Raw genomic sequence first — 25,257 nt, forward strand, 5'->3', positions numbered from 1 at the left:
TGCTGAAAGTTTGCCGCCCTGTACGTGGCAGCAGAGACAGCACGAGGGACGCTCAAGGACGAGGTCAAAAAGCAACTCAGCCCAGGAAGCCGTCCTGTCTTAACCGGCAGCCGCGAGGCCAAGGGCACAGGGGAAAGGTCGGGCATGAAGATCGTCGTAGTAGGCGGGACCGGTCTGATCGGGTCGAAGCTCGTGGCCAATCTCCGCGACCAGGGCCACGAGACGGTGGCCGCGTCCCCGCGCACCGGCATCAACACCCTCACTGGCGAAGGCCTGAGCGAAGCACTGGACGGCGCGTCCGTGGTGGTCGACGTGTCGAACTCGCCCTCCTTCGAGGAGTCCGCCGTACGGGAGTTCTTCGAGACCTCCACCCGCAACCTGCTCGCCGCCGAGGCGAAGGCCGGCGTCGGCCATCATGTCGCGCTGTCGATCGTGGGCACGGAGCGTCCGCCAGGCAACCCGTACTTCCGGGCAAAAGCCGCCCAGGAGAAGCTGATCGAGGAGTCGTCGATTCCGTTCTCGCTCGTCCACGCCACCCAGTTCTTCGAGTTCGTCCCGAGCATCGCCGACGAGGCCACCGACGGCGGCAAAGTGCGGATGGCGCCTGTGCTCTTCCAGCCCATCGCGGGTGACGACGTCGCGCGGGCGGTCGGCCGGGTCTCGGTGGGGGAGCCGTTGAACGGCAGGGTCGAAACAGCCGGGCCCGAGCAGTTCCGGATGGACGAGTTCTTCCGGGAGGCGCTCGCCTCCTGGGATGACCCGCGCGACGTGGTCACTGACCCACACGCGCGCTACTTCGGCTCCGAGCTGCGCGAGCGGTCGCTGGTGCCGGATGACGGCGCCGCCCTCGGCGAGATCCGTTACCGGGACTGGAGGTAGGTCCTATGTCAGAGGCCGCCTGGCAGACGGCGCTCACCACATTGCAGGAGGTCGAGCCGCCCTTCATCCCGGAGGGGGCGCACGTGATGACCGTGCTCATCGAGTTCCCGCCCGGTGACCCCGGCACGCCGCCGCACCGGCACACCGGTCCGGCGTTCGGGTACGTCCTGGAAGGCGAGATGCTGTTCGAGCTGGAAGGCGAGCCGGAGCGGGTGGTACGGGCCGGTGAGGTGTTCTGGGAGCCGGGCGGCGATGTCATCCACTACCAGGACGGCAACCACCGCGACGACATCCGGCTCCGCTTCACCGTCACCATGCTGTGTGAACCCGGCAAGCCGATGCTCACGCTGGTGGACGACGAAGAGCTCGCCCAGCGCCAGGACCGCCGCGCCCCACGCCCGTCCTGAGTTCAGCGGGCCGGAGGCACGAATTCGGGCTGGTCGAGCACCCGCAGCCAGCTCCCGTCAGCCTGACGCCGGACCACCTGCGCGCGAGCACCGGAGCCGTCCTTCGGTGGCGTCGAGGTCAGGGCGAGGTCGCCGCTGATCAACGTGGGCAACGGCTCCTCCGGCTTGAAGCGGGGACGTCCGGCCAGCACCTTCGACCACAGTTCGCGGATCGCCTCCCGTCCCACCGTCTGGCTTCCCGGCGGGTATGCCAGCACCGCGTCCTCCTCGTACAGCTCGGCGACCCCGGCCGCGTCGCCGGCGTTGGACCGCTCGACGAACAGGCGGGTGATGTCCTCAGGTCGCATGGCCTTCTCATATTCGCTCATGCCTTCAGCATCCCCACCTCTCTTGCCAGAAGTCCAACAGCTGGTTCTCATCGAAACTAAAATCAGCAGTTATGGAACTGCGGCAGCTGGAGTACTTCGTCGCCGTCGCCGAGGAGCGGAACTTCACCCGCGCCGCCGAGCGGGTCCACATCAGCCAGTCCGGCGTCAGCGCCCAGATCCGCCAGCTCGAACGCGAGCTCGGAGCCGACCTGTTCGACCGCCAGACCCGGACGGTCACCCTCACCGTCGCCGGCAAGGCCGCGCTCGAACACGCCCGCGCCGCGCTCGCCGCCGCCTCCGCCGTGAAGCAGGCGGTGGGCGAGGTGACCGGCCTGATCCGGGGGAGGCTCACGGTCGGCATGGTGATCGGCTGCACCGTCACGCCGCTGTTCGACGCCCTCGCCGCCTTCCACCGGGCGCATCCGGGAGTGGAGATCTCGCTGCTGGAGGGCAACTCCGACCGGCTCGCCGAGAACGTACGAACCGGGACGATCGACCTGGCCCTCATCGGGACGGGGACAGGCGAGCATGACGGGCTCCACACGATGACGATCATCAGTGAACGCCTCGTCGCGGCGGTGCCGCCCGGCCATCCCCTCGCGGACCGGGAACGGGTCACCCTGGACGAGCTGACCGCGTACCCGACCGTCTGCATGCCGGAGGGCACCGGCCTGCGCGCCGTGTTCGACCGGGCCTGCGCCGCGAGAGACCGTCGGCCGGTGATCGCGTTCCAGGCCAGTGCCGGGGACGCCGTCGCCGACCTGGCCGCGCGGGGGCTCGGCGTCGGCATCCTCAGCGAGTCGATGGCCGCGCACCACCGCGACCGGCTCGCCGCCCGCGTCATCGACGACGTCGAGGCTCCCGCCCGGCTCGCCCTCGTCTGGAAGAACACCCACAGCCCGGCCGTACGGGAGGCGCTGGCGCACAGCCGGAAGGCCTTCACGCCGGCATGACGCCGGGCCGGTCCAGGCCGGCGGCGAGTTCGGCGATCACCGCGTCGACCTGCCGGCCCAGCACCGCCGCGTCCGGCTCCCGTCCCGGCTCCATCCACTGGTTCACCACGATGCGCAGCGCCGCCAGCACGGCGGACGCGCAGACCGCCGGATACACCGAGTCCCCGGGCGGGCCGACCCGTTCGGCGATCGCTGAAGCCAGCGCCTTCTCCTGGGCGGCGAGCACGGCCAGCTGGTGCGGCACCAGCGACGGTGTCCGCTGGATCAGCCGCACCACGGCGAGGTAGTCGCGGTTCGCGGCGTCGCTCTCGTTCAGGATCACCAGCACCGCCTCACGGAAGGCCCGCAGCACGGACTCCGTACGGGGCCGCGCCCGGAACTCGGCGATGAGCGCCTCGGCGGCCGAGGACACGGTGGCCACCACCGCTTCTTCCTTGCTGGAGAAGTAGTTGAAGAAGGTGCGCAGCGCGATGTCGGCCTCGCCGGCGATCCGCTCGACGGTGATGTTCTCGACGCCGTCCCGGATGGACAGGCGTAGCGCGGCCTCCCGCAGGGCGGCGAGGGTGGCCTGCTTCTTCCGCTCGCGCCGTCCCAGAAGCGCCGTCATGACCAGGTCACCGGCAGCGAGTGGACCCCGAAGATCAGCATCTCGTTCCGTACCGGGATCTTCTCGGCCGGGACGGCCAGGCGCAGGCCCGGCAGGCGGGTGATCAGCTCGCGCAGGCCGATCTGCATCTCCACGCGGGCGAGCTGCTGGCCCAGGCACTGGTGGACGCCGTGGCCGAAGGCGAGGTGGGAGGTGCGGGGGCGGCGCACGTCGAGCTGGTCGGGCTCGGGCCAGTGCTGGGCGTCGCGGTTGACCTCCGGGGTGGCGACGACGACTGTGGCGCCGGGCGGGAGGTCGACGCCGCCCAGCGTGACGGCCTCGGTCGTGACGCGGCTGACGCCGAGCTGGATGATGCTCAGGTAGCGGAGCAGCTCCTCGACCGCGTTGTCGATCAGCGCGGGGTCCTCGCGCAGCGCGGCGAGCTGGGTGGGGTTCTCCAGCAGCGCGAACATGCTCAGGCTCAGCTGGTTGGCGGTCGTCTCATGGCCCGCGCCGAGCAGGACGAGCGCGACGGAGGTGTGCTCCTGGAACTCGGCCCGGTCGGCGTAGTCGACGCCGAGCAGCTCGCAGATGACCAGCGACGGCAGCGGCAGCGCGAACGCCGGCACCAGGTCGGCCTCGTCGCCGGCCGCCTTCATCGCCTCGATGTGCTCGACGGCGATCTCGGTGACCCGCGACTCCAGCGCCTTCATCCGCCGCACGGTGAACTGACTCGTCAGCAGCCGTCGCAGGCGGGTGTGCTCGGGCGGGTCCATCAGATCTAGCGAGGGGACTGCCGGGTTCACCCGGCAGGGGAATCGCTTCCCTGTTATAGTTTCTTTGTTCGAAACGGGCAGGGCTTGTCCGTCGCCTACCCTCAGCAGGGGAAAGCGAGAAGCCGCTTCCTTGAGGAAGCGGAGGAGTCACGAAGACGAAGAACCCGTCCTCGCGGGTCGCCGTCGGCTCGGGGGTGGTGGACGCGTCCACCTCGTGCGGCTGCATCGAGGTGGCGTCGCGGTGGCGCATCTTGTCGGCGCTGAACCGCGGTCGGACAGTACGGTGCGCGCCTCCTCGAAGCCGGTCACCAGCCACGCCTGCGCGCCGTTGCGCAGCGGCAGCGGCTGCACGGCTCCCTGGCCGCGCCGCCCCCGCAGGCCCGGCGGCGGGTCGAACGGGCACTGCCCACGCTCCAGCAGGTCCGCGGGGATGATCTGGCGCATCGCCGTGGGGTTGGAACGAGGTGAGTCCGTCGTGGCCTGCGGGGTGTCGTCGCTCATCGGCACATCCTGTTCACGGGCGAGCCGGGGCCGCTCGTCGTGGAGGGGACCTTACGCCGACAAACATACACAACGCGCATCAATGCGCGACATGCATGATCACTGTTCGTTGACCAGGACCCGCACCTCTGCCAGCAGCTCCACCTGCGCCCGCCAGTCGCCTCCCGCGATCCCGACGATCGCGTGCCGCGCCCCGGCCTCGCGGTAGGCGGCCAGCTTCTCGGCGGCCTCCTTCGGCTGCCCGGTCAGCGGGATGTCGGCGACCTCTTCGACCGGACGCCCGTAGGCGCTGCCGACGCCTCGGGCGAGCTCCTCGCGGGAGGGGACTCCCGTGCCCAGGGCGCCGGTGGCCCCGATGGCGATGACCGGGGCAGGCCTGTCGTGCTCCGCGGCCAGTTCGGCGAGCCGCGCGCCGCCTTCGGCCACCTCGCGCGGGGAGATCAGGGACGGGAACCAGCCGTCCCCCAGCCGGGCGGCCCGCCGGATCGCCGCCATGGACGCGTTCCCCACCCAGACCGGAGGCATCGGCACCGGCGGCGCGTCCATCAGCTCGGTCCGCTCGCCCGCCAGCAGGCGGGGGAGGAGCTCCAGCGCCGTGTCGGTACGGGGCCCGCGCTCGGCATAAGGCACCCCGGCGGCGGCCCACTGCCCGGCACCGCCTCCAGACCCGACCCCGAGCACCAGCCTCCCACCGGACACGTACTGGAGGGTCGCGACCTGCTTGGCGGCCCAGACGACCGGGCGGATCGCCGGGACGAGCACGCTCGCGCCGATCCTGACCCGGGTCGTGGCCGCGGCGGCGGTGGCCAGGGCGATCGGGGCGTCCAGAGTGGGGGCGCCGACGGCGAGGTGGTCACCGTGCCACACGCCGTCCAGCCCCGCGTCCTCCGCGTGCCGCGCCGCCTCCCGCAGGTCGATGCCCTGGTCGTGTTGCACGCCGACCCCGGGCAGAATGACGCCGATCTCGAAGCTGTTCATGCTCGTACGGTGCAACCTGAAGTCCGGTTGACGTCAAGTATCGCCCGACGCTTCCTCGATGGTCTCCGGCACCCCTCATAAGCGTACTTATGATAAGTGCACTTATGAAAAATTCCTTCGCATGGATAGGAGGAGCTGGCCATAGATTTCAGGGCGGCAAGTGGGGATCATGTGAGGTGCCACCCGACCGCCTGGAGCCCGCCGTGCCGCACCTGTCCCGTCGCCAGGTTCTCTCCCTGATTCCCGCCGCCGGCCTGCTCGCCGCGGCGCCGCCCGCGCGCGCCGCCGCCTCGGGGGCCGACCACGCCCGGCTGATCGCCAACACCGTGGCCATGCTCGCCGGCACTCCCGACAGCAACACGCGGCCCGAGGTCGCCGCCAAGCTCGCCGCCATCCTCAGGACCGCCAGGCAGCGTCTCACCGCCATGGACCGGGCAGGTGACGGCGAGCTGTTCGCCGGCCTCACCCTCGGCGCCGACGACGCCGCACTCCGCCAGGCTTTCCAGTACCTGTACGAGATCGCGCTCGCCACCCGCACCCCCGGCGGCGAACTCGACGGCGACGCCACCGTCCAGCGGCGCGTTGTCGAGGGACTCCAATGGCTGCACGAACGTCACTTCGGCGACCAGACGACGGGCTACTACGGCAACTGGCACACCTGGGAGATCGGCATCCCCACCCACGCCGGCCGCACCCTCGTGCTGCTCGCCGACCGCTTACGCGAGGAACACCCGGACCTGATCCCGACGTACGTCACCACCATGGACGGCTACCTGCGCAACGGCGAGAACGGCGACGTCGACCTCGACTCCCGCTTCCACACCGGCGCCAACCTCGCCGACATCACCGCCAACCGCATCCTCCAGGGCGCCCTCACCGCCGACGACGCCCGCGTCGCCAAGGCCATCGCCGACCAGGCCACCGTCTTCGCCACCATCGACCCGTACCGGCTCAGGCACGGCGTCACCGACGGCTACTACGAGGACGGCTCGTTCATCCAGCACCACTCCGTCGCCTACACCGGCTCCTACGGGCGCATCCTGCTCACCCGCGTCGTCCAGACCCTCAAGACGCTCGACGGCGTGACCACCGGGTCGGGGCTGGGCGAGGTGGTCTACCGGTGGATCACCGACGGCTTCGCCCCGCTCATCTTCGAGGGCTGGATGATGGAGATCGTCAAGGGCCGCGCGGTCTCCCGCACCACCACCGGGTACGCCGACGTGGGGGTGATCGTGGAGGCCATCGCGGACCTGGCCGACCACGTCGGCGACGACAGGGCCCTCGCGCTGCGCAAGTACGTCAAGCACCTGCCCGCCGCCGACACCGGCGCGTTCGTCTCCCCGGTCAGCGTCGCCCGCTACGAGGAGATCCGCGCCGATCCCGCCATCCCCGCCGAAGACCTGAACCCGCCCGCGCGGTCCGTGGCCTTCAACGCCATGGACCGGGCTGTGCACCGGCGGCCCGGGTACGCGTTCGCGCTGGCCCGCAGCTCGGAGCGGATCAGCAAGTACGAGTACATGAACGGGGAGAACCTCATGCCCTGGTTCCAGGGTGACGGGGCCTCCTACCTCTACCTGGCGGGTGAGGACCAGCGGGAGGCGTTCGGGGTCGACTACGTCACCGTCGTGTCGCCGTACCGGCTGGCGGGGGTCACCGCGCCGGTGGAGGAGCGGCGGACGGTGCCCGAGCTGTACGGGCGGTTCTGGTACGAGAACCCGGGGCATCCGCTGGCCTTCACCTCGTCGTCGGAGTCGCAGAACACGTACGTGTACTTCCCGCGCGGGCGCAACGCGTTCTCCGGCGGGGCGACGCTAGGGGCGTACGGGGTGGCGGGGTTCGTCCAGTCCGATGACGTGGCCTTCGCCGCCAAGCGGGAAGGGCTGCTGCCGGACGACTTCGTGACGTACCGCAACGCCCTGGCCACCAAGTCGTGGTTCATGCTGGACGACGAGATCGTGGTGCTCGTGGCGGGGGTCTCGGGGCAGGACGGGCGGGCGGCGGTGACCACGGTCGACAGCCGCATCGCCGCTCCCGGGGAGGCGGTCGCCGTGACCGGGGAGCGCTGGGACGGGCGTGCCTGGGAGCCGGGCGACACGGGCGCGCCCCGCTGGCTGCGTTACGCCAACGACACCCGCGGCACCGCCGTCGGGTACGCCTTCCTCACCCGGCAGCCGGTCACCGCGGGGGTGGAGACGGTGACCCGCAGCCGCAGAGTCGTGCGTACCGGCAATCCCGACACTCCGGTAACCAAGCACGTCTTCACCGCGTCGGTCACCCATCCCGCGGGCGGTCACGTTGCCGACCTCGCCTACGCTCTGGTGCCCGGCGCGACCGAGGCCGGGCTGCGCGGGTACACGCGCGGGACGTTGCGGGTGCTGGCCAACGACCGGCACGTCCAGGCGATCCAGCACCAAGGGCTCGGGATCGTGGCGGCCAACGTCTTCTCGGACGGGCCGCGTCTCGCCGGTCGGATGCTGGTCGACGGGCCCGCTTCGGTCATCGTGCGGTCGGGTGAGCGTACGGTGGTCGCGCTGTCGGACCCGACGATGAAGCGGGACCGGGTCAGCGTCGTGCTGCACGGGCCGCGTCTGCGGGCCGACTCGGCGGACGAGGGGGTGAAGGTGCGGCGGGTGCCGGGCGGGACGCTGATCCAGGCGACGACCCGCCACGCCCACGGCCGCACCTTCATCGCCACCCTGCGCTGACCGGCCGGGATCAGATGCGGAGAATCTGCCCACCGTCCAGGACGTACGTGTGCCCGCAGGCGAAATCGGTGTGCACGAGGTGCACGATGACTGTCGCGACCTCGTCGACGGTGCCCAGCCGGCCGACCGGTGTGGTGCGCACAGCCCAGTCCACGACTTCCTGTCCCGCCGCGCGGGTCATGTCGGTGTCTATGTTGCCCGGGGCGACGGCGTTGACCAGAACGCCTTGCGAGCCGAGCTCCGCCGCCATGGCGGTGGTAACGGCGTTCACCCCCGCCTTGGCCGCGGTGTAGGCGAGCACCGCGGCGCCGCCGTTGAACGAGTACGTCGAGGTCAAGTTGACGATGCGGCCCCATCCACGGTCCACCATCGAGGGCGCGAAGACGCGGATGCCGTGGATGACGGACAACAGGTTGACCTGGATCGTGCGATGGAGATCCTCGTCGCTCTGCTGGGACCAATCAGCCGGCCTGGAGATGGCTCCGGCGTTGTTGATCAGGATGTCGACCGGGCCGAGGTCTCGCTCGATCTCGACGCGCGCGGCGCGGACCTGCTCGGGGGAGGCGGCGTCGCACCGCATCGCACGGGCGGTCGCCCCGAGGTCTTTCAACTCTCGCAACGACTCTTCCGCCGCCGCGGCGTTCTCACGATAGGTGATCACCACGTCGGCGCCCTGCTGGGCGAGTAGGCGGGCCGTCGCGCGGCCGATTCCGCGCGATCCCCCGGTGACCAGGGCGGTTCTGCCAGCGAGCTTCATTGACGTTCCTGTCGCGTACGAGGGATAGGGAGTCACGCGGCTCGGAAGATATCACTCGTCGATTATCTCGTCGTCGAGATTGAAAGCCGGGCTGTAGAGGATGGCGATTCTCGCCGCCTCGCCGACCAGCTCCACCCACGTGCCAGGATCTATCATCGCCGCGCCCAGTGGCCCGATCTCATGTTCGGTGCCGTCGGATTTGATCCGGATGTTGCCGCTGAGTACGAAATAGAGCTTGACGCTGCGCCGGTTCATGCGGCGGGAGTGCAGGCCGTTGAGATCGGCGGTCACCAGGCTGGCATGCGGGCTGTCGGACTCGGAAAAATATTGATAAATGGTCATTGAATGATCTATTGGGGCAACTCCGGCATTTGCGCCTGAGACAATTCTAACTCCCATAGGGATTGCCATCCTTTGTCGGGTCTGGGAACCGATGACCGATCAGCGCGGTGGGTGCACTGAGCAGCGAAAATATCTTTTCTGACAGCTCGCCGACGGTGAACTGTCTCACCTTGACCATCGGCTGATCCGGAAGCGGGACTCCGCTCAGCAGATCGCAGGCCGGGCTGAGCGACGCTCCCTGGAGTATGAGAGTGGCGGTCAGCGACCGACCGTGGACGAGGATGCGATGCAGCATGGTCTCACCCAGCCAGTAGCTCGATCCAGGACCGACCGTTTCGGCGAAGACGGTCTGGACTTCGACGCTGTCCTGCCAGTCCCGGACGAAGTGCGTCCCACCGGGCGGGTGGGAATATCGATAGCGCTGCATCGGCCGGCCGCCTGGCGTGAGGGCGAAGAACTCCATCTCCAGCTCGCCTGCGAGGATGACGGACGCGAAAGTCCACCGATGATTGTGGATGTGCTCGCTGTGCCGGTCCCGATTCGGCCACCAGATGTGCAGGCGCAGTTTGTAGCGATTGTCCGGCCCTGCTACCAGAACGATCTTGTCGAACCCGTTGTTGTGCCTATATGAGTCGGCCGCGACCCGGGCCAGGTAAGCCTCGTCCCTGAGTGCCGATTGAAGGAGCGCCGGGAGTTCACCGCTCGAAATGATATCGCGGAGCAGTTGCCGGGCCTGAATCCCCGCGTTCGGCGCCGACGCGTCGAATGATGTGTTGAGCAGGTCAATCAACTCACGCATCGTCTCCATGCGATCGCTCCATCGAGCTTCAGGGACCTGACGACCGTTCAGTTCTACGCGCGCAGGCGACGAGAATGCTGCCGAGTCCGGGGAAGAGCCGAGCGAGTGATCTCGACTGAAGGCGATCGCCGGATTTCTTCCGCCATACGACGAAATTGGACTCGAGATCGATTGTTTCGAAGCCCGTCGCCTCCAAGGTATCTCTCAACGAAGTTGCGGTGAAGGGCCTGATGTGGAGCCACAGATACCGGTGCAGGGGATTCACATGCCGAGGGGAGCGGCCCTCGATGAACCGAACCCGATCCTGAAGGGCCGCGAGGTTGGGAGTCGTGAGCACCACCACACCGCCCGGGGTCAGGATCCGGTGACACTCTTCCAGCAGACGGCGGGTGTCATAAATGTGCTCGATCAGCTCTCCCAGGACCACGGCACAGACCGTGGCGTCGCGGAAGGGCAGCGTGGCCGCGGCGTCCGAACAGACTCGGCGGTGCTGCTGGAGTTTGACCGGGCCTAGAGCGGCCGGATCGAAATCCACATAGACCACCCGTCGTGGCCCGAGAACGCTCAGGAGCCTGTCTCCCCCCACGATCCGTCCGCCGCCCGCACCGAGCTCGACGACGGGTGCGCCGGCCGGGAAATCGGCCTTCTCCAAGGCCCTTCCCAGCTGTTTGCGAGCCAGCAGCACGCGCACCGCGTGATAGCGCTCGGTGAAGTAGCCGCGTACCTCCTCGCCTCCGGCGTACAACGCCAGGTTGGCGTTCCGGCCGTCGCGTACGGCACTGATCCTGAATCGCTGTTCACGCTCATCCATCTATTGCCGTCCCGCCGTCTCCGATGAGGCTGAGGATCTCGCGGAGTTCTTCGATCTCGGGCCAGCCGGCGGACTCGGGATTGTGCTCGAACGCGTCCAGGACCATCGACAGTTCCGGCGCGCACTCCCGCATCGTGATGACATAGCGTTCCCGTGACACCGGGCGATGCCGCCACAGCTCCACCAAGGTCAGGAGGTCGAGCCGCCAGCATTCCTGGTCCGTCTCCGTGCCGACCAGGTAGGTGATCCTTCTGATGGTGCCCTCGCAGTTCTCCAGGCCCTGGTCGACCTCGGGGTGAAGGTGATCGGTGGGTTGATCGCCGAAGAACGTCAGGGTGTAACCCAGGTTGACGTCGTTCTCCGCGCTATTTCGTCCGGTGACGCGGTTGTCGCGCAGTCTGTCGACGTACTCCTCCAAGGGCCGTGCGGTTCCTCCGAACGCCAGGCCCAGGATGATCCCGCGCTGGATCCACAAGTCCGGCTCGTTCAGCAGGGCCTCCTCCAGGAACTGCACGACGCGGGCCGACCGCAGGTTGCCCAGGTAGTATGCGAGCTGCTGCCGGGCCACGCGAGCCCGCGCGTCGTCGGCCCTGTTGGCCAAGTAGGCGTCGATGCATACGTCGCACACACGCGCCAGGATCCGGCTGTTGACGTTGGCGCGGTCGAGATACTCCTTGACGAACTCCGAGACCTCGGCGGAGATGAATCTGCGGAACGCGGTCGCGGCCGCGGTCGCGTCCGTCTGCATGCATCCGAAAAGATGACGGGCCACGAAATATTCGTGGAAGGACTTGTGCGCGAACCGCACGACAGTGGGCTCGAAGAGATCGAACTGATCGCTGTCTATGGCGAGGAGCGAACGGGACACGAGGTCCTCGACTATCGCGTGCGCGTCATCCTCCGGGGTTCGCAGGTCGACGCAGATGAAATCATGCAGCTCGCGCAGCGTGAACAAGCGTGCCCCCTGACTGCGGGCCTCCCCTTCGTCGTAGAAGTGCCAGGCGATCCGAGTCAGGAGGTCCAGCTTCTGCTCGATGCCCAAGGTGCTGCCGATCTTCGCCGACTCTATCTGGAGCAACTGCGCGACATAGGCGTGATACAGGCCCAGCGTGTCGTTGATGACGGGATTCTCCAGATCCCCTTTGAACATGAGTTCCAGTGCCATGTTGATGCGCAACGGCGTCTGGCACAGATCGCGCACCGGTCTGGACTCGATGCGCAGGCGAACCTTCCTCGTCTCCTGCTCCTGGTATTCGGGGAAGCAGTAGCTGACGTACGCGTGCACATACCGTCTGCGTTCCTGCTCCCCCCACGGCATGAGTTCGATCTGTTCGAGATCGTCGGCGAAGGGGGAGTGGGCCAGGAACCTGTTGAAATACTGGGTCCGGCAGCAGGAAAGGGCCGCGTACCCGAAGATGAACTTGTTCAGTTCGTTCAGCATGCGCGGGTAGGCCAGCCGAGAGAGATGTTCATCGAGGGAGTCGAGGATCAGGACGGGTCGTAACGGAATTCCGTCACGATCTTCCACTCCGACCCAGGAGATCGGTTCGCACCCGAGAGCCGAACGATCCAAATAGCGTGCCAGCCATTCCGCCGATCCGAAGTCTTCGTCGATGGCGTGCGTCGCGACAGCTCGCAGGTCGATGCGCACCGGGAAGGTGTCCTTCCGGACTCCGGCGGACCACGTCCGCAGCAGCTCCGAATATAGGCAGTAGGTCAGCGTGGTCTTCCCGATGCCGGGGTCGGAGAGCAGGAGCACCCGACGTGGTGATGGGGTGTCGTCCGTCACCTGCTCACGGACTCTTCCGACGAGCTCGGTGACGAGCCCTCCGCGTTCCGCGTCTCGACCACTCACCCGCCATGGGGCCGGCACGAGAAGCTCTGAGCGGGTGAGCAGGTCACCGACTGTTATCCGCGACGATCCGGGCACGCCACGAGCGAGAAGCCTCCGCTGTTCCCGGAGTTTCCTCTCCCAGACCGCCTCCAAAGCGGGTGTGGAGTGGAACGAGAGTGCTCTCGACTCTGGAGTGATCCCGGCGGGTCCCAGGGCATCCGACTGGGGCACCAGCCCGGGAAACTCCGACAAGACCGTCCGGACGGGAATGGCTCTGCCGCCGAGGTCGCTGTTCCGGTCTCTGGTCGCCACGAGGATGCCGCACACGGCGCCGGTGCGGATGTTGAGCACGCCCGCGCCGCTCATCCCTGGCCTCACCTGGCCATCCTTGAGCTTCAGCAGGGGCCGGTCGGCCCGCGTCAAGCCTTCGTACGAGGCGGTGAGAGAGTCTCCCTCACCGTAGATATCTGTATAGCCGTAGGCATACGTACGATCACCCAGCTCGACTTCATGGTGCAGCTCGATGACCGGATGATTGCGCAATCCGATACCGAGCAGAGCGAGATCGGGATACGGCTGGTCGCGGATACTGACAATTCGAGCAGGATACTCCTTATGCTGCCAGACGACAGTTATCTCGGCTTCGGGGGAAAGGCATCCCTCCAGTACGTGAGCGCACGTCAGGACGAGTCCGGTGCCCACGAAGAGGCCCGTTCCGAACTGCTGCGCTCCGGGCACGACTTTGACGGTGGCGACCCGTAGTTGTGCGTCATCCATCGTGATCGAGCTGCGATCGCCCGCCGTTGGGGTCAGGCGTCGCGGCGGGTAGCGCGATCTCGGGCGTACCGGCCGCGGTGGGATGTTCGGCACGGCGCCATTCGAACGTGACCTTGAGATTGGCCTTTCCTGTGCCCTTCGCCAGGATGGCGGTGAGCCCACCCGACTCGACGCCTATCTCGAACCCCAGTTCCACCGTCGCCACATCGGGGGCGGCGGCTCTGATGGCGTCGCCCACTTCTTCGGTGATCGCGGAGATTTTCCCGACGACATCACCGAAATTGAACAATCGGCTGGCCACCAATTCCTCGCCCATGGACATTTCGACATGGACGACGCTGCCATCACGCAAAGCCACGGGTACGGCATGAGATCTGTCGTGCACTTTTCCTCCCAGCGGAGCCGGTCCGGGCGAACGGCGGAAGCGCCAGGTCGGCCTGAATGCCCATCAGGCGGAGGGATTTCCCTCATGATACCCGGCGGCGCCTGCACGACAAGGAATCATTACCTGTCGTGATACCGGTCAAGCCGGGCGCTGATTCGTCAACGAAAAAGCGGTGAAAGGGGCAGGCCTTTTCGCGCGGGATCATCGGGATGGCCGGCGAACGTTCTACTCCTCGGTGAGGGGCGTGATCAGCGAAGTGATGAAAATTTCAAGCATGTGCCGGGCGTGGTCGGGGTGTTCCGCCATGTGAGGCGGTTGCCGACGTCCGGCGGAAATCTGCCATGGGAGGGGTGGTGTTGACGGGCTGGTACGGCACCCGAGAGCCTCTTGGGAGCGCTCCCAAAGCGTCCCGGAGAACGGCACCGCCCCCCTCGTCGAAAGGACACCTCTGTGGAATCGCTGGTCAAAGATCAAGGGTTCTTCCTGGCTCTGTACCGGATCGTGATCGGGCTGCTGTTCGCCTGTCACGGCGTGGCGACGCTCTTCGACGTGCTGGGCGGCCCCCACGGCGCGGTGCCCGGCTTCGCGCAGTGGCCCGACTGGTGGGCCGCGGTCATCCAGCTGGTCGGCGGCGTCCTGGTCATGCTCGGCCTGGCCACCCGCGCCGCCGCCGTCATCTGCTCGGGGACGATGGCCTACGCCTACTTCGTCGTCCACCAGCCGCAGGCGCTGTTCCCGATCGAGAACGGCGGGGAGAAGGCCGCGCTGTTCTGCTGGGGCTTCCTGCTCATCGCCGCGCTCGGGCCGGGCCGCTGGGCGCTGTCGGCGTTGCTCTCTTCCGCGCGGACCGCGCGGACCTCGCGGACCCTCGCGCACGAGACAAGTTAGCCGCCCGCGCCTCAAGTCCGCATCGCCGGAGCCCTGAGACGCGACGGCCAGGAAAGGCGCCCATGGGGACATCGCCGACCGCGATGGACGAGGTCAGGCACCGCGACGCCACTCCGCTGACGGGCGAGGCCATGACATGCAGAGGGTGACCGAGTGTCATGGCTTCGGAAATTCTTCCCCACCGGGTCGATTCCCGCCGCGCTTCGGACGACGTACGGGTGAGGGGGCGGGCGGCCGGGCACCACCGGCCACCCGCCCGGCGAGCCCGATCCGACGTAGGGAGATGTGATGGGCACCGTGGTGATGCACTGCGTGGTTTCGGTGGACGGCTTCATCGCCGACGCGAACGACGAGGTCGGTCCCCTGTTCGACTGGTACTTCAACGGCGACGTCCCGCTCGGTGAGGGCGGCGGCATCAGGATCTCGGAGGTCTCGGCGGGCTACGTGCGGCCCTTCTGGGACGGCATCGGGGCGATGGTGATCGGCCGTCGCCTGTTCGACATCACCAACGGCTGGGAGGGGAGGCCGCCGACCGGCGAGCACGTGGTCGTGGTGTCGCACCGGCCCAAGCCCGAGGGCTGGCACCCCGAGGCGTCCTACCAGTTCGTCGGCGACGTGGACCAGGCGGTCGCGCGCGCCAAGGAGCTCGCCGGGGAGCGGCTGGTGGCCGTGGCGGCGGGCGAGGTGGGCGGGCAGGCGTTCGCCCGCGGGCTGGTGGACGAGGTCGCGATGGACGTCGTGCCGGTGGTCTTCGGCTCGGGCAGGCGCTACTTCGGGTCGGCGGACGGCCCGCGTCTGCTCGAAGACCCGCACGTGGTGATCCAGGGTGACCGGGTGCTGCACCTGCTCCACCGGGTTCGCCGATAGCCGGCGCGCGGTTCCTGTCGTATCCGGGCCGTCGCCGATCGTCTGATGGGTAAGAGGGCGATGAGCACGCCCCAGGGCAGGGAACCCAGGAGGATGCCGTGAAGTACGTGCTGATGTTCGTCGAGACCCAGGAGTTCGCCCAGGAGCTGGAGGCCATGGGCGAGCTGGAACGCGAGGCGGCCTACGCGGCGGTCGGGAAGTGGTTCGCCGACCACGCCGACAAGATCACCCACCAGGCGCACCTGGCACCCGTGCACACCGCCACCACGGTGCGCCTGGACCAGGGGGACCCGGTGGTCACCGACGGGCCGTTCGTGGAGGGCAAGGAGGTGGTCAGCGGGTTCGCCGAGGTCGAGGTGGCCGACCTGGACGAGGCGCTGAGGATGGCCCGCGGCTGGCCGGCCTGCCCGATCGTGGAGATCCGCCCGGTCCGGTGAGCGGCGGTACGGAGGCGAGCCGGGACGCGCTGGCGCGCGTGGTGCGCGAGCACGCCGGCAGGCTGGCGGCGTCCCTGGTCCCGCTCCTCGGCGACTTCGCCGCGGCCGAGGACCTGGTGCAGGACGCGGTCGAGACCGCGCTGCGGCGCTGGCCGGCCGACGGCATCCCGGAGCGGCCGGACGCGTGGCTGTTCACCGTGGCCCGGCGGCGCGGCCTGGACGTGCTGCGCCGCGAGTCGAACCACCGCGCCAAGCTGGCCTGTCTCCGCCCGCCGGAGCCGGGGCCGCACGACGACCGGCTACGGCTGATCTTCACCTGCTGCCACCCGGCGCTGTCCCCCGAGGCGCGGATCGCGCTGACCCTGCGGGTGGTGTGCGGGCTGAGTACGGCCCAGATCGCCGCAGCCTTCGTGGTGCCGGAGGCGACCGTGGCCCAGCGCATCACCCGCGCCAAGCGGAAGATCGGTGAGGCCGGAATCCCGTACCGGATGCCCGGTGAGGAGGAGCTGAGCGAGCGGCTGGACGGCGTGCTGGCCGTCGTGTACCTGCTGTTCAACGAGGGTTACCTGTCGAGCACGCCGGAGCGGACCCAGGCGCGTGACCTGGTGGACGACGCCGAGTGGCTGGCCGCGCTGCTGGTGAACCTGATGCCCAGGGAGCCGGAGGCGGCGGGACTGCTGGCCCTGGTCCGGCTGCACCGGGCGCGCGCCGCGGCCCGGTTCGACCGCGCCGGGCGCCTGGTGCTGCTGGCCGACCAGGACCGCTCGCTCTGGGACCGCCCCGCGATCGCCGAGGCCACCGCCCTCCTGATGCGTGCCGCCCGCGCCCATCACCGGCCGGGGCCGTACCAGGTGCAGGCGGCGATCGTGGCCTGCCATGCGGAGGCCGAGAGCTTCGAGGCGACCGACTGGGCGCAGATCCTCGTCCTGTACGACCTGCTGCTGCGGCTGGCGCCCTCGCCCGTCACCCGGTTGCACCGGGCGGTGGCGCTGCGGCACGTCCGGGGGCCGGAGGCGGCGCTGGCCGAGCTGGCCGGACTGGCGCTGGAGCGCTACGCCCTGTTCCACGCCACCCGGGCCGAGCTGCTGCGGGCGCTCGGCCGCCACGACGAGGCCCGCCGGTCCGACGAGCGGGCGCTGGCGCTGACCGCCAACCCCGCCCAGCAGGCGCTCCTGGTGGAGCGCCTCGACTGGCCCTCCTGATCGCGACCGGGATCGCGCGGAGAGCTTCTACTCGTCCTCGGTGAACACCATCTCGCGGCGCCTGCGGATGGCCGGCAGCACCGTGATCACGAGGGCCGCCACGGTGAGGACCAGGAGCGCCGCGGAGATCGGCCGGGTGAAGAAGACCGACGCGTCGCCGCGCGAGATGATCAGAGCCCGCCGCAGGTTCTCCTCCAGCAGCGGCCCGAGGACGAACCCGAGCAGCAGCGGGGCCGGCTCGCAGCCGCACTTGATCAGGAGGTAGCCCAGGAGCCCGAAGATCGCGATCGCGTACACGTCGTAGGCGTTGAACCCCAGGGAGTACGTGCCGATCGAGGCGAACAGGATGATCATCGGGAACAGCACCTGGTACGGGATGCGCAGCATGCGCACCCACATGCCGATCAACGGCAGGTTCAGCAGCACCAGCAGCACGTTCCCGATCCACATCGACGCGATCAGCCCCCAGAACAGCGCGGGCTCCTCGGTGATGACGTTCGGGCCGGGGGTGATGCCGTGCACGATGAACGCGCCGACCATCAGCGCCATCACCGGGTGGGCGGGCAGGCCCAGGGTGAGCAGCGGGATGAACGAGGTCTGCGCGGCCGCGTTGTTGGCCGACTCGGGTCCTGCGACGCCCTCGATCGCGCCGTGCCCGAACTCCTGCTGCCGCTTGGAGATGCGCTTCTCGACGGCGTACGAGGTGAACGAGGCCAGCACGTGGCCGCCGCCGGGCAGGACGCCGAGCGCGGCGCCCAGGCCGGTGCCCCGCAGGATCGGGCCGGCCATCCGGCGCCGGTCCTCCCGGGTCGGCCAGAGGTTCTTGACCTTGCTGACGATGGCCGTGCGAGTCTGCTGGTTCTCCAGGTTGCGCAGGATCTCGGCCACGCCGAACATGCCGACGGCGACCGACACGAAGTCGATGCCCCCGTACAGCTCGCGCTGTTCGAAGGTGAACCGGGGGGTGCCGGTGTAGATGTCCTGGCCGACGGTGCCGAGCAGGACGCCGAGGAAGATCATCGCCAGGGCCTTGAGCGCCGTGCCGCGCGCCAGCGCGATCGACACGATCAGGCCGAACAGCACCAGCGAGAAGTACTCGGCGGGGCCGAACCGCAGCGCGACCCTGGCCAGCGGCGGCGCCGCGACGGCCAGGGCGACGGTGGCCAGCGTGCCCGCGACGAAGGAGCCGATGGCGGCGGCGGCCAGCGCCGCGCCGGCCCTGCCCTGCCGGGCCATGGCGTGGCCGTCGAGCGCGGTGACCGCCGCCGACGACTCGCCGGGCAGGTTGATCAGGATGGCGGTCGTGGAGCCGCCGTACTGGGCGCCGTAGTAGATGCCGGCCAGCATGATCAGCGCCGTCACCGGCTCGAAGCTGAACGTGATCGGCAGCAGCATCGCCACCGTCGCGGTCGGCCCGATGCCGGGCAGCACGCCGATGGCCGTTCCGAGCAGCACTCCCAGGAAGCAGTAGAGGACGTTCGTGATCAGGAGGGCGGTGGAGAGGCCCAGTGCGATGTTGTCGAGAAGTTCCATGTCTCAGTCCGGATGCCGCGTCAGAAGCCCAGCCATGGGCCCCATAGCGGGATCCGCAGCTGAAGTCCGACGACGAAGATGAGCGTGGCGGCCACGGTCAGCCCGGCCGCCACGGCCAGGGCCGTCAGCGGACGCATCCGCTCGCTGGCCAGCGTGGTGAGCAGGGCGGTCACCGCCGACGTCGGGACGAACCCGAGACCCCGTACGGAGAACCCGAAGAACAGCAGCGCGGCCACGATCACGCCGACCGCGCGCCACGGGACCCTGCCGAACTCGATCAGCTCGCCGGCGACGAGACCCTTGACCACGATCCCCAGGCCCAGAGCCGTCACGAGCGCGCCGACCAGCAGCGGGAAGGCGCCCGGACCCATCCGCAGCGGGGTGCCCAGCTCGTAGCCGAGCGACCCCACCACGAACGCGCCACCGAGCAGGATGAAGACTCCCCCGGCGAGGACGTCGGGGAAGGAACGGTGGCGCTCCACCTCAGGAAGCCTTGATCCCGGCGTCGGCGATGACCTTCGCCCAGGTGCCGAGCTGCTCTTCGAGCTTGGTCCGGTGCGCCTGCGGGGTCGCGTCCTCAGCCGGGACCGGCGCGGTGCCGAGCTTGGCCATCTGGTCGACGACCTTCTGGTCGGCCAGCGCCGTCTTCAGCGCCTCGGACAGCTTCTGCACGACGTCCTGCGGCGTGCCCTTCGGCACGTAGAGGCCGTGCCAGACGCTGACCTCGAGGGCGGGCAGCCCGGCCTCGGCCGTGGTCGGCAGGTCGGGCAGGCTCTTGACCCGCTCCGGCGTGGTGACCGCGTACGCCTTCACCTCACCCGCGCTGATCTGGCCGCTGGTGTTGGTCGTCTGGTCGCACATGAAGTCGACCTGGCCGCCGACGAGGTCGGTCAGCGCGGGACCGGTGCCCTCGTACGGGACCTCCTGCACCTTGACGCCCGTGGCCGTCTGGAACAGCAGGCCGCACAGGTGGGACGCGGCGCCGATGCCGGCGTTGGCCAGCGTGACCTTGTCGGCGTTCGCCTTGACGTGGGTCACGAGGTCCTGCAGCGTGGCGGGGGCGAAGTCCTTGCGGGCGATGATGGTCATGGGCACCTCGGTGACGAGGCCGACCATCTCGAAGCTCTCCAGCGGCTGGTAGCCGAGGTTCTGGTAGAGGGCGGGGGCCGTCGACATGCCGATGTGGTGCATGAGCACGGTGTAGCCGTCGGGCTCGGCCCGCGCGACCTCGCCGGCGCCGACCGTGCCGCCCGCGCCTTCGACGTTCTGCACGACGACCTTGCCGCCGAGCTTGGCCGCCATCGGCTCGGCGATCATGCGGGTGACGGTGTCCGTCGGGCCGCCCGCGCTGAACGGCACGACGAACGTGATGTTCTGGCCGGGGTAGCCTCCGGTCTCACCGCCGGCGGTGCCGCCTGTGCCGCCTGTGCCGCCGGTGCCGGCGCCGGCGCAGGCGGCCGCCAGCGAGACGACTCCGATGGCCGCGATCATCCGCGCGGCGGCCCGGTATCTGGGGGACGTGCTCATGTGGGGGGCCTCCTCGTTCATCACATTCGCGTTCTCCGGCGAGTGCGCGGCCTCAGTTTGGAGCGGCGGAGGCGCGGATGGTGTCAGAGGAATCCCAAGGAATGCGCCAGATGTCAGGGAAATCCCAAGAAAGTGGGTCAACACAGAAGTCAGGCCGGGTCGTACAATCCGGTATGCGGATCACCATCATCGAAGATGACGACCGCGTGGCCCGCGGGCTGGTCACCGTGCTGGCGCAGGCGGGCTTCGAGGTCCACCGGCTGGCCACCGCCGCCGAGGCCGTGCGCGCGGCGCCGTCCGACGTCGTCCTCGTCGACCTCGGCCTGCCCGACGGCGACGGGCTCGACGTGATCCGCAAGCTGCGCGACCGCCCGGAGACCGCCGTCATCGCCGTGACGGCCCGTTCGGAGGAGCACGAGCGGGTCCGCGGCCTGCGCGCCGGGGCCGACGACTACATCGTCAAACCCTTCGGCATCCCCGAGCTGCTGGCCCGGATCGACGCCGTGCTGCGGCGCACCCGCGTGGCCCGCGCGCTGACCCTCCGCGACGAGCCCGTGCTCGCGGGCCCGATCCGGATCTGCACCGCCACCCGCGAGGTCACCGTCGACGACACGCCCGTGACCCTCACCCGCAAGGAGTACGAGCTGCTCCTGCTGCTGGCCCGGCGGGCGCCGGACGTGGTGAGCCGCGACGTCATCCTCGACCAGATCTGGGGCGCCACCTGGGAGTCGTCGAGCCGCACCCTCGACACCCACATCGCCGCGCTGCGGCAGAAGATCGGGCCGGCCGCGGTCATCCGCACCGTCCACGGGGTCGGCTACCGCCTGCCGGCCGACCGGCCGGAGCCGATCGGCTGACGTGCCGTGCACCGCCGACTGCTGATCGTCCTCGTCCCCCTCGCGGTCCTGCTCGTCACGGCGCTCGGGGTGCCGCTCAGCGTCACCGTGGCCGAACGGGAGATGCAGGAGACGTACGTCGACCGGCTCAACGACGTCGGCCGGTTCGCGTCCCTGGCCGAGACCGCGCTGTCGAGCGGCCGCAGCGAGGCGCTCCAGCGGGAGCTGTCGCGCTACCACGACCTCTACGGCATCCCGGTCGCGGTGATCGACTCCTCGGGCACGGTGCTGCTCGGGCCCCAGGACGCCTACCAGGAAGCCGCGCGGGACGAGCCCGCGCTGCCCCGGATCATGACCGCGGCGCTGGCCGGCGCGCGGCCCGAACCCTCGGGGGAGTGGGCGCCGTGGGACGACTCCGCGCTCGTGGTCGCCGAGCCGGTGGGCCGCGACAGCGAGGTCGTCGGCGCCGTCGTGACGATCTCCGACCTGTCGAAGACCCGCCACCGCATCCTCGTCCGCTGGGCCCAGCTCGCCGGGCTCGGGCTGCTGCCCCTGGTCGCGCTCGTGGCCGTCGCCTGGCCGGTGTCGGCGTGGGTGCTGCGGCCGGTGCGCGAACTCGACGCGGCCAGCTCGCGCATCTCCCAGGGCGACCTCACCATCAGGGCCGACGCCGAGGCGGGGCCGGCGGAGCTGCGGCGGCTGGCGGAGTCGTTCAACACCATGATGGACGCGGTCGAGAACGCGGTGCAGCGGCAGCGGGCGTTCGTGTCCGACGCCTCGCACCAGTTACGCAACCCCCTCACCAGCCTCCGGCTCGCCGTGGAGAGCCTGGAACCCCACCTGCGCGCCGCCGACAGCGGACGGCAGGTGTACGACATCGCCGTGGACGAGCTGAAGGCGATGCAGCGGCTGCTGAACTCGCTGCAGGCCAGTGCCCGGATGGAGAGCATCAGGACCGCGTCGCCGGTGGAGCTGGACGCGGTGCTGGCGACCCGGGTGGAGCGCTGGCGGGCGCTGACGGCGACCGCGGGACAGACGCTGGCGGTGGAGGTGCCGCCCGGACTGCGGCTGCTGGAGCCGACGGGCGGGCTGGGCAGCATCCTGGACGAGCTGATCAGCAACGCGCTGCGGCTGTCGGGCGCGCGGCTGGTGGAGGTGACCGCCCGGGTGACGGACGCCGGCGACGAGGTCATGATCGCCGTACGGGACGACGGCCAGGGCATCGACGCGGCCGAGCGCGCCCAGGCGCTGCGCCGGTTCTGGCGCGCGCCCCGGCACCAGAACGTCACCGGGACCGGCCTGGGGCTGGCCATCTGCGCCGACCTGGTCGGCGCGGCCGGAGGCGAACTGCGGCTGGAGGACGGCCTGCCGCGTCCCGACGGGTCCGGGCACGGGTTCGCCGCGGTGGTCACGCTGCCGGTGGTCCCGCCGGACTGACGACCTCAGCGCTTGTGATCGCGGAACCAGGCCGCCGCGCCCGGGTGCAGCGGGACCGACGCCGTCGAGATCCCGGTGCGCACGTTGATGTGCCACGCCTCGGGCACGGCCTCGGCGTCCTCCCGCCCGGCGGAGGTGATCGTCCCGGTGTGCGTGAAGATCGTGTCAGTGATCGCGTACACGAGGTCGGCGGGCAGGTCGGCCCGGACCAGGAGCACGTTCGGCACCGCGACGGTGCGGGTGGCCACGACGCCCGCGTAGGCGGTCGCCGGGATCATGGCCGGGGCGTAGGGGCCCGGGTACGCGCTGAAGAGCCGGCCCGCCTGCGTGTCCAGCGGGATCAGCCGGATCGGGCGCGCCGTCGCCAGCTCCATGACGGCCGGGGTCGGGACGCCGGTCAGCGAGAACATCGCGTCGATCTCCCCGTCGCGCAGCGCCGCCGCCGACGCGGCCTGGCTCAGATAGCGGCCGTCGACGTCCATCTTCGCCAGCTCCAGCATCCGCAGCGCGGTGAACTCCGTGCCCGAGTCGCGGGCCCCGAGGGAGACGCGCCTGCCCCGCAGGTCGCCGAACTCCTCGATCGGCGACCCGGCCATGACCACCAGATGCAGATGACTGTCGTACAGCCGGCACACCGCCGACAGCTCCTCGGGCGCGCTGCCGTCGGTCAGGATCAGCGCGTCCAGGCTCGTGAGCCCGAGCTGCACCTCCCCGGCCGTCAGCATCCGGATGTTGTCGGTGGACGCCCCGCTCGGCACCGTGCTCACCGTGACGCCGGGGACCTGCTCGGCGATGTGCTCGGCCACCGAACCGCCGATGCGCCGGTACACCGCCCCGGCCGGACCCGTCGCCAGCCGCAGATGGACCCGGCCGGCCTCGCGCTCCCGGGAGCAGCCGGCCAGCAGCCCTCCGGCGGCCAGGAGCACCGCCCGGCGGCTGAGCAGGTTCAGCACCATGCCGCGATGATACGGACGACCGCACCCGGCTCACCGGCCCGGCCGAACGACCGGCGCGGGCTGACGGGTGAGGGTCGGCTCGTACGGCCGGGTGTGGGGAAGCGCCGGTTCGCGCGGCCTGTCGGATCAGCCGGCGCGGCGGACGCGGGTCAGCCGGCGCGGTGGACGCGGCGGGCGCGGGTGAGGGCCAGCCCGCCGAGTGCCGTCGCGACCAGCCCGACCACCACCGAGAGGTAGCCGCCCACGATGCCGTAGCCGGTGCCCGGACCGCCCTCGGCCGCGGCCACGACCAGCCCGCCGGCGGCCGCCCCCGCCAGCCCCGTCGCCAGGGCCGTCATGGCTCCCTTCCTCCCGGCGCCGGCGCGACGGCCCGAACGGGCCAGGGCGAGCCCGCCGGAGACCCCGCCGGCCAGCCCGAGCCCCGTTCCCACCAGCGACCAGAACCGCCCGGGGGTCAGCTCGTACGCACCGGTCGGCTCGACCGACGCCACGGCGTGCGCGTACGCACCGGGCGGCTCCGCCGGGAGCACGGCGTGCGCGAGCGCCGGTACGGCTGACCCCAGGACCACGAGCAGCGTGGCTCCGGTGACGAGCGCAGATCTGGTCGGCATGAGTCTCTCCTCCGACGACGGGACGTGTCCCCCGATGGTGACCGCCGGCCCCGGCGCCGGTCGTCCCGCCCACGCGGGCACTTCGCGCTGCCGCCCGCGCCGCAGCCGGGTACCGCCGCCGCGGTGTGACCCGCGCGGGTACCGCGGGCGCGGTAGGGGCGTCCTCATCCGCACGCAGGAGTCGCCCGCGCGGACATCGGGCTAGGGTGCGCGCATGAGTGTGAGCCGGTCCGTCGCCGCCGACTGGGCGATCGCCGTCAGCGTGACGGCGGCGCTGCTGGTCACCGGGCTCTCCGAGGCTCGTCCCGCCACGGCCGCCGGGCTGCTCGGCGGCGCCCTGCTCGCGGCCGGCGGGCTGGCGCTGGCCGCGCGCCGCCGGGCTCCCGTCGCCGTCCTGGTCGTCACCGGGGTGTGCGCGGCCGGCTACCAGGCGGCCGGTTTCGACGTGCCCGCCGTCGCCTTCCTGTTCGCCGTCTACGCCGCCGTACGGGCCGGGCACCGCGCCGTCACCGTGGCGGCGAGTGTGGCGCTGCTGGCCGCGCTTCCCGTCGCGGCGATGATCTCCGGCCCGTACGACACCGGCCAGGCGTTCGCGCAGGCCCGCGGCGTGCTGGAGATCGCCTGGCTGGTCGCGGCCGGAGCGGCGGGCGAGGCGCTGCGGCAGGCCGAGCGGCGGGCGGAGGAGGCCGAACGCACCCGGGAGGAGACCGCGCGCCGCCGCGCCGACGAGGAACGGCTGCACCTCGCGCGAGAACTGCACGACTCGCTCACCCACCAGATCTCCATCATCAAGCTGCAGGCCGAGGTCGCCGTCCACGTCGCCCGCAGACGCGGCGAGCCGGTGCCGGAGGCGCTGCTGGCGATCCAGGAAGCCGGCCGGGAGGCGGCCCGCGAACTGCGCGCGACCCTGCGGGCGCTGCGCGACGACGACACCGCCCCGCCGCGCGACCTCGACCACATCCCCGAGCTGGTGGAACGGGCCCGGGCGATGGGCCTGGACACGACGCTGACGATCGAGGGGCAGCGCCACGACGTGCCGGCCGCGGTGAGCCGGACCGCCTACCGGATCGTCCAGGAGTCCCTCACCAACGTCTCCCGGCACGCC

General features: G+C 70.1%; 26 protein-coding genes. 11 read left to right on the forward strand and 15 right to left on the reverse strand.

From position 1 onward, the window contains the following. Positions 1–144 precede the first annotated feature (144 nt). The gene (locus tag OUY22_RS07720) at positions 145–879 is read left to right on the forward strand and encodes an SDR family oxidoreductase (RefSeq protein WP_270154107.1); all 735 of its coding nucleotides are present in this window, start codon (positions 145–147) and stop codon (positions 877–879) included. Positions 880–884: 5 nt separating this feature from the next. Next, complete coding sequence (locus OUY22_RS07725; RefSeq protein ID WP_270154108.1) at positions 885–1,286, forward strand: cupin domain-containing protein; 402 nt, start codon at positions 885–887, stop codon at positions 1,284–1,286. Between the two features lie 2 nt (positions 1,287–1,288). On the opposite strand, the gene OUY22_RS07730 is transcribed toward OUY22_RS07725, so the two are convergent. Next, complete coding sequence (locus OUY22_RS07730) at positions 1,289–1,654, reverse strand: YybH family protein (RefSeq protein ID WP_270154109.1); 366 nt, start codon at positions 1,652–1,654, stop codon at positions 1,289–1,291. 71 nt (positions 1,655–1,725) lie between these two features. Here OUY22_RS07730 and OUY22_RS07735 point away from each other — a divergent pair, with 71 nt between their 5' ends. Then, positions 1,726–2,607, forward strand: coding sequence for a LysR family transcriptional regulator (locus OUY22_RS07735; RefSeq protein WP_270154110.1), 882 nt, complete (start codon positions 1,726–1,728; stop codon positions 2,605–2,607). Here OUY22_RS07735 and OUY22_RS07740 read toward each other — a convergent pair. From OUY22_RS07740 to OUY22_RS07750, 3 genes are all read right to left on the reverse strand, one after another. After that, positions 2,594–3,214, reverse strand: coding sequence for a TetR/AcrR family transcriptional regulator (locus OUY22_RS07740; RefSeq protein ID WP_270154111.1), 621 nt, complete (start codon positions 3,212–3,214; stop codon positions 2,594–2,596). The genes OUY22_RS07735 and OUY22_RS07740 overlap by 14 nt on opposite strands. After that, a complete protein-coding gene (locus OUY22_RS07745; RefSeq protein ID WP_270154112.1) occupies positions 3,211–3,969 on the reverse strand; it encodes a cytochrome P450 in 759 nt (252 codons plus the stop codon). The genes OUY22_RS07740 and OUY22_RS07745 overlap by 4 nt, the downstream gene beginning before the upstream one ends. Positions 3,970–4,569: 600 nt before the next feature. Further along, on the reverse strand, positions 4,570–5,448 hold the full coding sequence (locus tag OUY22_RS07750; RefSeq protein ID WP_270154113.1) for an LLM class flavin-dependent oxidoreductase: 879 nt from the start codon (positions 5,446–5,448) through the stop codon (positions 4,570–4,572). Positions 5,449–5,624: 176 nt separating this feature from the next. Between OUY22_RS07750 and OUY22_RS07755 the strand changes: the two genes are divergently transcribed. Then, the gene (locus tag OUY22_RS07755; protein ID WP_270154114.1) at positions 5,625–8,153 is read left to right on the forward strand and encodes a polysaccharide lyase family 8 super-sandwich domain-containing protein; all 2,529 of its coding nucleotides are present in this window, start codon (positions 5,625–5,627) and stop codon (positions 8,151–8,153) included. A gap of 10 nt (positions 8,154–8,163) precedes the next feature. Here the strand turns inward: OUY22_RS07755 and OUY22_RS07760 are convergent, their stop codons facing one another. The 6 genes from OUY22_RS07760 to OUY22_RS07785 are packed head-to-tail and all read right to left on the reverse strand — an operon-like array spanning position 8,164 to position 13,831. Then, on the reverse strand, positions 8,164–8,910 hold the full coding sequence (locus tag OUY22_RS07760) for an SDR family NAD(P)-dependent oxidoreductase (protein WP_270154115.1): 747 nt from the start codon (positions 8,908–8,910) through the stop codon (positions 8,164–8,166). Positions 8,911–8,961: 51 nt separating this feature from the next. Continuing rightward, entirely contained in the window at positions 8,962–9,252 is a 291-nt protein-coding gene (locus OUY22_RS07765) for a cupin domain-containing protein (protein WP_270154116.1), read from the reverse strand. A gap of 46 nt (positions 9,253–9,298) precedes the next feature. Continuing rightward, the gene (locus tag OUY22_RS07770) at positions 9,299–10,060 is read right to left on the reverse strand and encodes a hypothetical protein (protein ID WP_270154117.1); all 762 of its coding nucleotides are present in this window, start codon (positions 10,058–10,060) and stop codon (positions 9,299–9,301) included. 19 nt (positions 10,061–10,079) lie between these two features. Next, a complete protein-coding gene (locus OUY22_RS07775; protein ID WP_270154118.1) occupies positions 10,080–10,862 on the reverse strand; it encodes a class I SAM-dependent methyltransferase in 783 nt (260 codons plus the stop codon). Further along, positions 10,855–13,473, reverse strand: coding sequence for a serine protease (locus tag OUY22_RS07780; RefSeq protein ID WP_270154120.1), 2,619 nt, complete (start codon positions 13,471–13,473; stop codon positions 10,855–10,857). The genes OUY22_RS07775 and OUY22_RS07780 overlap by 8 nt, the downstream gene beginning before the upstream one ends. Then, positions 13,466–13,831, reverse strand: coding sequence for a CU044_2847 family protein (locus OUY22_RS07785; protein WP_270154121.1), 366 nt, complete (start codon positions 13,829–13,831; stop codon positions 13,466–13,468). The genes OUY22_RS07780 and OUY22_RS07785 overlap by 8 nt, the downstream gene beginning before the upstream one ends. A gap of 477 nt (positions 13,832–14,308) precedes the next feature. Between OUY22_RS07785 and OUY22_RS07790 the strand changes: the two genes are divergently transcribed. The 4 genes from OUY22_RS07790 to OUY22_RS07805 all read left to right on the forward strand — a co-directional run bounded on the left by OUY22_RS07790 (position 14,309) and on the right by OUY22_RS07805 (position 17,252). Beyond that, the gene (locus tag OUY22_RS07790) at positions 14,309–14,746 is read left to right on the forward strand and encodes a DoxX family protein (protein WP_270154122.1); all 438 of its coding nucleotides are present in this window, start codon (positions 14,309–14,311) and stop codon (positions 14,744–14,746) included. Between the two features lie 288 nt (positions 14,747–15,034). Continuing rightward, positions 15,035–15,613: a dihydrofolate reductase family protein gene (locus OUY22_RS07795; protein ID WP_270154123.1), complete on the forward strand. Its 579-nt coding sequence runs from the start codon at positions 15,035–15,037 to the stop codon at positions 15,611–15,613. 98 nt (positions 15,614–15,711) lie between these two features. Then, positions 15,712–16,050 carry a YciI family protein gene (locus OUY22_RS07800; RefSeq protein ID WP_270154124.1) on the forward strand — a complete coding sequence of 113 codons (339 nt, stop codon included), beginning with the start codon at positions 15,712–15,714 and terminating at the stop codon, positions 16,048–16,050. Continuing rightward, positions 16,047–17,252 (forward strand): RNA polymerase sigma factor, encoded by a 1,206-nt coding sequence (locus OUY22_RS07805; protein ID WP_270154125.1) that lies wholly within the window; start codon positions 16,047–16,049, stop codon positions 17,250–17,252. The genes OUY22_RS07800 and OUY22_RS07805 overlap by 4 nt, the downstream gene beginning before the upstream one ends. A 27-nt stretch (positions 17,253–17,279) precedes the next feature. Here OUY22_RS07805 and OUY22_RS07810 read toward each other — a convergent pair whose 3' ends face one another. From OUY22_RS07810 to OUY22_RS07820, 3 genes are read right to left on the reverse strand one after another with little or no spacing between them, the layout of a single operon-like run. Beyond that, complete coding sequence (locus OUY22_RS07810) at positions 17,280–18,785, reverse strand: tripartite tricarboxylate transporter permease (protein WP_270154126.1); 1,506 nt, start codon at positions 18,783–18,785, stop codon at positions 17,280–17,282. Between the two features lie 20 nt (positions 18,786–18,805). Continuing rightward, positions 18,806–19,267, reverse strand: a complete 462-nt coding sequence (locus OUY22_RS07815; RefSeq protein WP_270154127.1) for a tripartite tricarboxylate transporter TctB family protein — start codon at positions 19,265–19,267, stop codon at positions 18,806–18,808. A gap of 1 nt (position 19,268) precedes the next feature. Continuing rightward, positions 19,269–20,312 (reverse strand): tripartite tricarboxylate transporter substrate-binding protein, encoded by a 1,044-nt coding sequence (locus tag OUY22_RS07820; protein ID WP_270154128.1) that lies wholly within the window; start codon positions 20,310–20,312, stop codon positions 19,269–19,271. 173 nt (positions 20,313–20,485) lie between these two features. Between OUY22_RS07820 and OUY22_RS07825 the strand changes: the two genes are divergently transcribed. Together OUY22_RS07825 and OUY22_RS07830 are read left to right on the forward strand one after the other, a co-directional pair. Then, positions 20,486–21,169 carry a response regulator transcription factor gene (locus tag OUY22_RS07825; RefSeq protein ID WP_270154129.1) on the forward strand — a complete coding sequence of 228 codons (684 nt, stop codon included), beginning with the start codon at positions 20,486–20,488 and terminating at the stop codon, positions 21,167–21,169. 6 nt (positions 21,170–21,175) lie between these two features. Beyond that, positions 21,176–22,585, forward strand: coding sequence for a HAMP domain-containing sensor histidine kinase (locus OUY22_RS07830; RefSeq protein ID WP_270154130.1), 1,410 nt, complete (start codon positions 21,176–21,178; stop codon positions 22,583–22,585). Positions 22,586–22,590: 5 nt separating this feature from the next. Here the strand turns inward: OUY22_RS07830 and OUY22_RS07835 are convergent, their stop codons facing one another. Together OUY22_RS07835 and OUY22_RS07840 are read right to left on the reverse strand one after the other, a co-directional pair. Beyond that, positions 22,591–23,541: a TAXI family TRAP transporter solute-binding subunit gene (locus OUY22_RS07835; RefSeq protein ID WP_270154131.1), complete on the reverse strand. Its 951-nt coding sequence runs from the start codon at positions 23,539–23,541 to the stop codon at positions 22,591–22,593. A 149-nt stretch (positions 23,542–23,690) separates the two neighbouring features. Then, complete coding sequence (locus OUY22_RS07840; protein WP_270154132.1) at positions 23,691–24,152, reverse strand: DUF6223 family protein; 462 nt, start codon at positions 24,150–24,152, stop codon at positions 23,691–23,693. Between the two features lie 214 nt (positions 24,153–24,366). On the opposite strand from OUY22_RS07840, the gene OUY22_RS07845 reads away from it, so the two are divergent. Beyond that, the coding region (locus tag OUY22_RS07845) for a sensor histidine kinase (protein WP_270154133.1) at positions 24,367–25,257 on the forward strand (891 nt) is incomplete at its 3' end.

Origin of the sequence: Nonomuraea corallina, from assembly GCF_027620315.1 — a bacterium.
GTDB lineage: Bacteria > Actinomycetota > Actinomycetes > Streptosporangiales > Streptosporangiaceae > Nonomuraea > Nonomuraea corallina.